Below are 8,756 nucleotides of genomic sequence, written 5' to 3'. Positions count from 1 at the left end.
TTTATTTATAGCACCTTCTCCAACCAACTATCGCTTGAATACTTGTTATTCTAAGTTGTTTTCATATATTCAAGCACTATACACATTTTTTCAATGTCATAGTGTTTCATACATAACCTCTGTTATTTTAATAGTGTCTTTTAAAACATACTACATCATAATCATAATATATTTAATAAAAAGTTAATAAATAGTTAATTGGTAGTTAATTAATATATTTATAATAAATATATACAATAGAGATGTATCTAGATACAAAATGTCATTAAAATAAGAGGATAATTAAAATGAATAAGAATATTATAATTAAAAGCTTTGCAGCTTTAACGATTTTAACTTCTCTTGGCATAGGAAGTAGTCTTTCAGATCAATATCATTCAGTCGCAAAAGCAGAAAAAAATGTAATAGAAATTCATGATGCAACGGTCAGCCCATATAATGGTGTGGTCTCATTTAGTCATGGGACAGGATTTGTAGTAGGTAAGAATACGGTTGTCACAAATAAACATGTGGTGAGTGGTCAAGGCAAAGATGCAGTGAAGAGAATCGGTGCGCATCCTACTGGATATAGTAGCAATGGTGGACACTATGATATATTAAAAATTACTCCATATCCAGGTAAGGAAGATTTAGCAATTGTGCATATTAGAGAAAGATCAGAAGAAGGATGGAACTTTAATGAAAAAACGCAGGCATTGAAATTAGCCAATCATGCCAGTGTCAATGAAAGAATTTCAATTATGGGCTATCCAAAACCTGATAAACATGGTTATAACTTATTACAATCATTTGGTAAAGTATTATCTATAGAAGGAACTGGTATGATAATTGACGCTTATCCGGAGCCAGGGAATTCTGGTTCTGCAATTATAAATGAGAATGGTGAAGCAGTAGGTGTATTTTACGCTGGAGATATTAAAGATTCACCCGAAAGAAAAGGATATGGCGTTTACTTTACACCTGAAATTAAAAAATTCATCCAAGAAAACATACAAAAGTAAGCAAACATAAAGTTGTTTCATCGTTTTTAATAATCACCCTAGAATTTACGACTTAGACTCAATCGTAAGAGATACTTATAAAATAAGAGAACCTTCCATCTCGTATAAAAACATTTACCCCTTAACCCATAAAAAGTATATAAATATAAAACAATAACGACGATATAAAGAGAATGTCGTTATCGATTAAAACATAAACTGAAAAAAGGATATTCCTCATCCAATTTAAACTGTGTAAGTAGAGTGCACCGACTCTACTTCGCAGTTTATTTTTTAGGTTAAAATATAGTACAGTCGATGCATCATTTATGATTTTTCGATTGCCGTTTTAAAATAATGGTAACAAACTTGGTTACTAAAGAAGTTTGGATTGTTTTTACGCAGGGGGTATTCCGAAAAATAAGTAAAAAAATGCGACTGGAAAAACGATAAGGATACTCAAGCTGGACAAGACTGTGCTAATCATCCACGTTTTTCTATTTTTTTGGTTCATAACCCATAAAATGACTGAAAGAACGAACACTATTAATGAAACTTGAAAATAAAAAGAAAGAATATCGCCACCCTCATAATTTAAAAATGGAATAGGAATGAATAATAACAATATGAGAAGAGTGTTACTTAATATATGAAAACTATACATTGCTTTTCTCATGACAAAACGTCACCACCTTTAATTAAAATCATTTAGAGCTTATTAATAGGCTACATGAATTGATGAAAAATAAAAAGACTCGCAAGGGATAAGCGAGTCTTTTTGTATTATTTATTTAAAGAAAGGAAGGAATCCACCAAGGATGTTTCTAACTTTGTTTGCTGCTTCTGCTGCAACAATTGCTGTTTTTACGACTGTAGGGTTTTCATACAATGTATACAATACTTTACTAGTATTAGCTGTTTCCGTTACAAAGTTTCTAGTTTTTGCATAAGATTTATAAAATACACTAGAATCATTGTCAATTGTTAATGGTTTGATGTAAGCACTAGTTCCATTCTTATTAAATAGTGCAAGTACTGTTTTGTCAACTGTACCTTTATAGTTAAAGTATAAGTTTGAGTAATATTTTGCATTGTTATATTTTTGTTTAAGACTATTGTATGATTCAGTTACATAGTTGTAAGCTTTGTTCGCACTGTCTTTGATGTAAGTGTAACCATCTTCAAATGGACGTTTGAAATCATTCCATAAGTCTGTCCAAGTTGATTTTGAAGGTGCTTCAACTTGAGGTGTAGATGGTACTGAAGGTTGAGAAGGTGTAGCTTGGTTTTGACCTTGATTTTGAACTTCAGGTTTTTGTACCTCAGGCTTTTGCTCTTCTTTTTTCACTTCAGGTTGTTTCGCTTCAGGAGCCTTTTCTTCTTTTTTGTTTTCTACTTTAGGCGCTTGAGGTTGTTTTTGATCTTCTTTCACTTCAGGCTTTTGCTCTTTTTGCTCGTCAGCTTTAGGCGCTTGAGGTTGTTCTTCTTTTTTCTCTTCTACTTTCGGTACTTCAGGTTTTTGTTCTTCTTGTTGAGGTTGCTCTTGCCATTTTTCTTCCCAATTTTCTGGCTCGATTTGTGGCTCAGCTGGTTTTGTTTCAGTCTGGTTTACAGATTCAACAAAAACTTTTTGAGCTGCATCTGGGTTTTCTTTGATTTCTGAGATGTAACGATCACGTTGTTCATCAGTGATATCTTCATTATTTAAAATTTCATAGAATGCATTTTGTTGTGCCACACGACGATCTGGACGTTGGCTATCTTTAATTGATTCAGAGAATACGTTTTGTGCACTGTTTTTATCTTCATGTAATTGTTTGATGTATTGATCGCGTTGCTCTTCCGTAATACCATCCATATGTAATACTTGATAAAATGCTTTTTGTTCTGGTGATACTTTTGCAGATTCAAAAGTTTGATCCGCTGCAGGTGCAAGTCCTGATTTTGATGGTTCTTGTTCACTCGCGTCAGCTTGTCCGTTTGATACGATTGTTGCGATAGATACTGTAGCAACACCCATTAATAATTTAGCTATGTACTTGTTTTTCATAATTAATCCCTTTCATATTCAGTTTTTATTTGTTGTAAGCATTTAAAATATAGCATGCTTTTATATTGATTTAAATTAACTATTTCTTAATTGTTCATAAAAACAAATTAATATATTTTGGTTTTACTAGTGTGTTAAAAAGTAATGCAAAATCTTATCTTTTATTTTTTATGACTTGGAAAGCATTAATTATCTATAAAGAGAAATATAGAACATCTTCTGTTTAATGTTGTAATAAGTAATGTGATGTGGTACAATTTTTGAATGTGAGTAATGAAAATTATTCCTTGCTTATCATTTCATTGATAGGCCGTATAGACCACAAGGAGGTGCAAATATAAAATGAGAACATATGAAATTATGTACATCGTGCGTCCAAACATCGAGGAAGATGCGCGTAAAGCAGTAGTTGAACGTTTTAACGGAATTTTAGCTTCTGAAGGTTCTGAAGTATTAGAAACGAAGGACTGGGGTAAACGTCGTTTAGCTTACGAAATTGAAGACTTTAAAGATGGTTACTACAACATCGTACGTATTCAGTCTGACAATAACGTAGCAACTGACGAATTCCAACGTTTAGCTAAAATTAATGACGATATCATTCGTTACATCGTTGTCCGTGAAGACGAAGATAAGTAATAGAATAATAATGGGGGCGTGAAAATGCTTAACAGAGTCGTATTAGTAGGTCGATTAACTAAAGATCCAGAATACAGAACGACACCCTCAGGCGTAAGTGTAGCGACTTTTACTCTAGCGGTTAATCGTACGTTTACGAATGCGCAAGGGGAACGTGAAGCGGACTTCATTAACTGTGTAGTTTTTCGTAAACAAGCAGAAAACGTGAACAACTTTTTGTTCAAAGGAAGTTTAGCTGGCGTTGATGGTCGCTTACAATCACGCAGTTATGAGAACCAAGAAGGCCGACGTGTGTTCGTCACTGAAGTGGTATGTGACAGTGTTCAATTCCTTGAACCAAAATCACAAAACCAACGTCACTCTAATCAAGGCAATGATTTCCAAAGCTATGGTCAGAGCTTCGGTGGGCAACAACAAGGTCAAAATTCGTCATATCAAAACAACAATCAACCCGCACATAACGATAATCCATTTGCGAATGCGAATGGTCCTATCGATATTAGTGATGATGATTTACCATTTTAATGAATTAGCGAACGTATAGAATCATTTTATAGTAAGGGAGGCACAAATCATGGCAGGTGGACCAAGAAGAGGCGGTCGTCGTCGTAAAAAAGTTTGTTATTTCACAGCAAACGGTATTACACATATCGACTATAAAGATACTGAGTTATTAAAACGTTTTATCTCAGAACGCGGTAAAATTTTACCACGTCGTGTGACAGGTACTTCAGCTAAATATCAACGTATGTTGACTACAGCTATTAAACGTGCACGTCATATGGCATTACTACCATTCGTTAAAGACGAAGCATAAGTGGCATAGACTAAGAACCCTGTCCTGTTCAAAGGATGGGGTTTTTAGCTATAATAAAAGTGAGTAGCACTGGGTGACTTGTGCCACTCACTTTTATTTTTAGAAGTATTAAAGTTTATTTTTACACATCATGATTTCATGCTGATATAAATGCGATAGTTTTTTAATTTAATATCATCTTTTGAAATTTTCATATAATAGGGTTTTGGCTTCCTAAGAAAACACCTCAAAATCCATTCAAATGAATTTTGAGGTGTTTTCATATTTGTTTTCTATCAAGTATCTACTTCAATTAAGTCAAATTGATTTGTGCCTTCAGCCTGTAAGAAAAGAAGTTCTTGGGGCAAGATTTCCAAAATAGTTTAGTTTATCAAATATTTTATACCCCGGTATCCCTATATAATTATTTGCTATACGCTTTAATTGGATAATGATCGGAGTAATCATTATAAAAGTAAGTGTAAGGGAAAGCATAGACATGCCAGCTTTGTGCTTTTTCATCTACAGCTTTATTAACGAGTGTGCCGGGTTGCCGATGATCTTTATCTACAAATATATAGTCTAAATACTCGGATTGTGCATTTGGATAATTGTATTTTGCAATTGAGTTGGACTCTGGGTCCCATGTGCTCGTATGTCCAGTGAAGCTTACATCATTAACATTTAAATTTCTAAGCATGTCTTGATACTCACTTGAACCTTTATTAACATTTAGATCCCCGCCAATGTAGACCACTTCATCTTTTGGTATGTTTTTATTTTTTACGAATGTACTGATTTCATTCATTTGTTCAGCTCGAATCTCTCTGTCATAGCCTGTTCCACATCTGCTATCCTCGGCTTGTGTATGAGTACCGATAACATGAACATTTTTACCTTCTTTTTCAATTTTCGTGTATACAAATCCTTTATTGCTATCATTATCAAAACCACAACCGCGTCGAAATACATGCTGTATTCTTTCTTTTATTGGATATTTACTTACAATTGCCACCCCTCCATCTTCAAGGACAGTACTAGAGTAACTTCCTTCTGTGCTATCCCATCCAGATCTAGAGCGACCTAGAACGCCAGTTTGATGTGGGTATTCATTTTTAAGATTATTTAAGAGTTGGTTTGATGCACCGTTATCAAATGCCTCATTTAAAATAACAACATCATTACCTTTTATGTAAAAAGATTGAGAAATTAAATCAGCGCGAATATATTGCCCCCAGTTAGGATACAATGATGTTGGAAGCATATAGACATTGTGACTTGCTAATTTTAATTCATTATTGTTAGGTGCTTTGGCAGCGTGTGCTGTAGGGTGTGCAGTAATACCTAATAGAATGAGATGGGCTAAAATGATTGATGTGAATGCTTTAGTTTTTTGTAATTTCTTCATTTTTATCACTCCTTTGCACATTATTATAGCGTTATAAAAAGTAAAAAAGGTTGAACTCGTTTTTAATTTTAGTTAAAAAAATATTAACTTATAATTATTCGTATTTAACTTATTATTTTTGAATCAATTGAGTTTAATTAAATTTCAAAGCATGACTTAAATTTTAGAAGGTAAAAGTGAATGATTACGCAACTATGTCTAGAGTATAAGTCTGTTATGTAGAGGGAATTTTATTATTAAATGTGGTCAGTGTTTGAGGCAGATGAAGCTCTCTAGTGTTAGGAGAATCAAACATAAAATGCAGGGGGGACTGGATTGCATAAGTCTGCTAAGACAAGTTTTTAATCCGAGTCCCGTTTCTTCATTATTATAAGCATTCGCGTTAGAAAGCGTTTTTAATTTGAGTAGCGAATGGATTAGGAAATAGAGCGTCGTTTTTCATAAAAGTGATTAACGCCATTTAATATAATGCCTAATAAAATAATTGCTGATGAAATCAATGTGAGACGCTTGTAATCGAATCCAGACTCTAATAGTAAAGAACCGATGACGGCGCCTAAAAAATTGGCTAAATTAAAAACGGATGCAGCGACGGTACTAGACAATAAAGGTGCATCTTTTGCACTTAAAATCACTTTACTGTTCAACAATGGTGTTGTGCCAAATGTACCGAAACCAAATGCAAAACAAATGATTAATGCAAGTACAGCATTATGAACAGCGAAAACAAAAAAGAAAATCGTGATTAATAGCAATAGAAATGTGTAATAAAGATATTGCGTTAAACGTGGTTCAGGCACACTTCCAGTTGCTAAGTTTCCAATCACGCCACCTAATCCGAACATAAATAGGCAAACTGTTAGTCCTGTAGTACCGTAAGGCGCATATTGATGAAGAATTGGCTCCATAAATGTATAGGTTGTAAAGACACCAGAATAACCAAAGACAATAATAGAAATAATGATAAGCACATGCGGATTTTTAAATATTTTCAACTCGTTTTTAACATTCACTTCAGAACTCAAAGTAATGTCAGGTGTGTATTTTAGTAAACCTATTAATGTGATCAATGCTAATCCAATCATAATCACAAAGACAATTCTCCAATTTGACAAGCCACCAAAAAATGAACCAAATGGGACACCAATCATCACAGCAATTGTGAGACCTGCTTGAACTAAAGCGATGGCGTGTGTTTTTTTCTGAGGAGGTACAATGGCTGAAGCTACACTCATACATACACCAAAAAATGGAGCGTGCATAGATGCAGATAATAGTCTTGAAATGAGCAACATATTGAAGTTAGGTGCAAGTGCAGCGATGATATTGCTGACAATAAATATTGCAATTAATATAGGTAGCAGTCTTTTTGCTTGGAATTTTAATGTTAAAATTCGCATAATAGGACCGATTAACGCGACACTTATCGCATAAACGCTAATTAATAATCCAGTAGTAGAGATTCGAACATTCATATCTGCTGAGATTTGAGTCAATAGACCTGTCACTACGTATTCGGCCATACCTACAGTGAAAGTTCCTATCATAAAAAATAGAAAGAGTGTTTTTTGACGCATCGTTTGTCCCTCCTTTGCTAGATTCACATATGTTGCGATGTTACAAAAAATAGCACGAAATGTGAAGTGAAAAAGGTTATTTTATGAAAAATTAGTAGTACTTTCGCAATAAACATATAAACATGTCATTATTTTTTAATTTGTATTGACAATAATAATAATCCGCGTACAATTAGAAATTAAAAAGATGTTGAAGTGAGGTTCTTATGAAAGCTGTTTTGAAGCAGATACCAAAATTAGAATTACATTGTCATTTAGACGGCTCTGTCAGTGTAGATTATTTAAAAACACAGAGTGAGAAACAACAAGTGCGCATAGATATTGATAAAGTAACAGTGGATCAAAATTGTCAAAGTTTAGCAGAATATTTACAGTCATTTGATGAGATATTGAAGGTCATGCAAACACAAGAGAGTCTTATTGAAGCGGTTATCGATGTTGCACGACAATCGCATGAAGATGGGGTGAAGTATATTGAGGTTCGCTTTGCGCCTGCTTTCCATCAGTCACTTGGTTTGGAAACGATTGAAATTTTAGATGCGGTTTGTGAAGGTGCGCAGCAAGCTGAAGCCCAATTTGATTTGGATGTACGTTTGCTCGTATGTGGGATGAAGCATCATTCAATGGCAACTAATCAAGCGATTTTTGATCATTTAGGTGCGAATGCATCGATTACAAAGTATATTGTAGGTGTAGATTTAGCAGGAGATGAAGCGAGTTCACCAACGGAAGCGCATGAAGCATTAATTCAATATGCAAAAAGTAAAAATTTAAATATTACATTACACGCCGGGGAGTGTGGTTGTGTAAAGAATGTGTACGATGCGATTCAATATGGCGCACGTCGAATTGGTCATGGTGTGGCGATTTTTCAAGATGAACAGGCTTTGTCTTGGGTGAAAGAACACGATGTCCTATTAGAGTTTTGTCCGAATAGCAATTTACAAACAAAGGCCATAGATACATTAGCGACTTTAGATTTGCCAAAGCTCATGGAACAAGAGGTGGCCTTCTTGATTAATACGGATAATCGAACGGTGACGCAGACAACGTTAATGGATGAATATGCATTATTGTTGGAACACCGTCTACTGAATATGGCCGATATACAAAAAATAAATTATGATGCAATTGATTACAGCTTTGCATGTCAGGCAACGAAAGATAAGTTAAAACGCTACTTTGAAGAGAACTAAATCATATACAAAAAGACGAGATTGGGATAGTGTGCCCAGTCTCGTCTTTAACTGTTTATCACAAATGAACTTAACTCAATCGCTTTCTAAAAATGCGCTTCTAAAATGCC

Annotated in this window: 8 protein-coding genes; 5 read left to right on the top strand and 3 right to left on the bottom strand. The window is 34.2% G+C overall.

Features of this window, described 5'->3' with window-relative positions:
* Positions 1-287 precede the first annotated feature (287 nt).
* On the top strand, positions 288-1,001 hold the full coding sequence (locus KM149_RS11940) for a trypsin-like serine peptidase (RefSeq protein ID WP_214971914.1): 714 nt from the start codon (positions 288-290) through the stop codon (positions 999-1,001).
* A gap of 766 nt (positions 1,002-1,767) precedes the next feature.
* On the opposite strand, the gene KM149_RS11935 is transcribed toward KM149_RS11940, so the two are convergent.
* Positions 1,768-3,030: a B domain-containing protein gene (locus tag KM149_RS11935; RefSeq protein ID WP_214971917.1), complete on the bottom strand. Its 1,263-nt coding sequence runs from the start codon at positions 3,028-3,030 to the stop codon at positions 1,768-1,770.
* A gap of 342 nt (positions 3,031-3,372) precedes the next feature.
* Here KM149_RS11935 and rpsF point away from each other — a divergent pair, with 342 nt between their 5' ends.
* From rpsF to rpsR, 3 genes are read left to right on the top strand one after another with little or no spacing between them, the layout of a single operon-like run.
* A complete protein-coding gene (rpsF, locus tag KM149_RS11930; protein WP_050331885.1) occupies positions 3,373-3,669 on the top strand; it encodes a 30S ribosomal protein S6 in 297 nt (98 codons plus the stop codon).
* 24 nt (positions 3,670-3,693) lie between these two features.
* Positions 3,694-4,194: a single-stranded DNA-binding protein gene (gene ssb / locus KM149_RS11925; RefSeq protein WP_050331884.1), complete on the top strand. Its 501-nt coding sequence runs from the start codon at positions 3,694-3,696 to the stop codon at positions 4,192-4,194.
* 49 nt (positions 4,195-4,243) lie between these two features.
* A complete protein-coding gene (gene rpsR, locus KM149_RS11920; protein ID WP_014614919.1) occupies positions 4,244-4,486 on the top strand; it encodes a 30S ribosomal protein S18 in 243 nt (80 codons plus the stop codon).
* Positions 4,487-4,889: 403 nt separating this feature from the next.
* Here rpsR and sph read toward each other — a convergent pair whose 3' ends face one another.
* Positions 4,890-5,873 (bottom strand): sphingomyelin phosphodiesterase, encoded by a 984-nt coding sequence (gene sph, locus KM149_RS11915; RefSeq protein ID WP_165546179.1) that lies wholly within the window; start codon positions 5,871-5,873, stop codon positions 4,890-4,892.
* A 416-nt stretch (positions 5,874-6,289) separates the two neighbouring features.
* Positions 6,290-7,450, bottom strand: coding sequence for an MFS transporter (locus KM149_RS11910; RefSeq protein ID WP_214971921.1), 1,161 nt, complete (start codon positions 7,448-7,450; stop codon positions 6,290-6,292).
* A 206-nt stretch (positions 7,451-7,656) separates the two neighbouring features.
* Between KM149_RS11910 and add the strand changes: the two genes are divergently transcribed.
* Entirely contained in the window at positions 7,657-8,646 is a 990-nt protein-coding gene (gene add, locus KM149_RS11905; protein ID WP_214971924.1) for an adenosine deaminase, read from the top strand.
* Positions 8,647-8,756: the final 110 nt, after the last annotated feature.

The organism is Staphylococcus coagulans (assembly GCF_022557135.1).
Taxonomy (GTDB): Bacteria; Bacillota; Bacilli; order Staphylococcales; family Staphylococcaceae; genus Staphylococcus; species Staphylococcus coagulans.
Note: the sequence above shows the minus strand (reverse complement) of the source record. Positions and strands in the feature narration are given on the sequence as shown.

Coding starts and splice junctions, on each gene's coding strand:
- KM149_RS11940 (WP_214971914.1), top strand. CDS start 288: ATGAATAAGAATATTATAATTAAAAGCTTTGCAGCTTTAACGATTTTA.
- KM149_RS11935 (WP_214971917.1), bottom strand. CDS start 3,030: ATGAAAAACAAGTACATAGCTAAATTATTAATGGGTGTTGCTACAGTA.
- rpsF (WP_050331885.1), top strand. CDS start 3,373: ATGAGAACATATGAAATTATGTACATCGTGCGTCCAAACATCGAGGAA.
- ssb (WP_050331884.1), top strand. CDS start 3,694: ATGCTTAACAGAGTCGTATTAGTAGGTCGATTAACTAAAGATCCAGAA.
- rpsR (WP_014614919.1), top strand. CDS start 4,244: ATGGCAGGTGGACCAAGAAGAGGCGGTCGTCGTCGTAAAAAAGTTTGT.
- sph (WP_165546179.1), bottom strand. CDS start 5,873: ATGAAGAAATTACAAAAAACTAAAGCATTCACATCAATCATTTTAGCC.
- KM149_RS11910 (WP_214971921.1), bottom strand. CDS start 7,450: ATGCGTCAAAAAACACTCTTTCTATTTTTTATGATAGGAACTTTCACT.
- add (WP_214971924.1), top strand. CDS start 7,657: ATGAAAGCTGTTTTGAAGCAGATACCAAAATTAGAATTACATTGTCAT.